The 898-nt window shown below is 74.1% G+C and carries 1 protein-coding gene; it reads left to right on the top strand.

What is annotated here, in order from left to right; genetic code table 11:
- Positions 1 to 293: 293 nt before the first annotated feature.
- Positions 294 to 890, top strand: a complete 597-nt coding sequence (locus Aut01nite_RS30580) for a hypothetical protein (RefSeq protein WP_043524605.1) — start codon at positions 294 to 296, stop codon at positions 888 to 890.
- Positions 891 to 898 lie beyond the last annotated feature (8 nt).

Here is an 898-nt window from a genome sequence, read left to right as displayed (position 1 = left end):
GGCCGGTCCTCGCCTCCGGCGTGAGGCAGGCGTGTGCTCGCGCTGATCCCGCGACTCCCTCTCCGCCTCGTTCTTTCTCGGTACGCTCGTCGAGCCCTGCCCAGCGAAAGAGGCTTCGGCCACGCCCGTGGCGAACGTCCCACTGAGCCGGCTCCGAACAACCGAGGTCCGGCCGTCTCACGGCGGGATCAGGTGCGGCCGCCACGGCGAGTCTCGAGCGTGCGAGCCGAGCCGGATACTCCCTCGGTAACCGGGCGGACAGCCGGTGGCGGCTGGGCGGATAGGCTGAACCGGTGACGCGGCGCGTGGTGGTGGCGATGCTGGTGCCGGTGCTGTGGAGCCCACCAGGGGTGGACCTCGGCGCCTGGCGGGCGGCGATGGCCGAGGACGTGGTCGACCTGCTGGCTCGTCTGGCTCAGGCCGAGGCCGCGATCGCGGCCACACCGGCGGACCGGCCGCTGGCCGAGGAGATCGCCTGGCCGGGCATGCGGATCTACGAGGTGCCGGCCCCGACCGTGCTGCCGGTGCTGCGGGCCGCCGCCGTGGACGGCTTCGACCAGGCCGCCGTGATCGCCGCGGACGCCCCGGACGTGCCGGGGATGACCCTGGGCAAGCTGTTGCGTCCCTTGGAGAACAAGGCGGTCGCGGTGGCCCCGGCGACCCCCGGTTCGGGTCTGTTCGGCGTCGCCACCGCGCTACCCGCCCCGGAGTGGCTGATCGACCACGACCTGGACACCGCCTCCGCCCAGCTGCTTCGCCGGACCGCCCCCGCTCCCGGCGATGTCACCTCCACCCCGTCGTGGCGGCGCCTGCGCACCGCCACCGACCTGGCGACCCTGGATGTGGCCCTGGAGGGCTGGGAGAACACCCGCACCGTCCTCGGCGGCTGAGCCCGCAC

It is taken from the genome of Actinoplanes utahensis (genome assembly GCF_016862455.1).
In the GTDB taxonomy this organism is placed as follows: Bacteria; Actinomycetota; Actinomycetes; order Mycobacteriales; family Micromonosporaceae; genus Actinoplanes; species Actinoplanes utahensis.
Note: the sequence above shows the minus strand (reverse complement) of the source record. Positions and strands in the feature narration are given on the sequence as shown.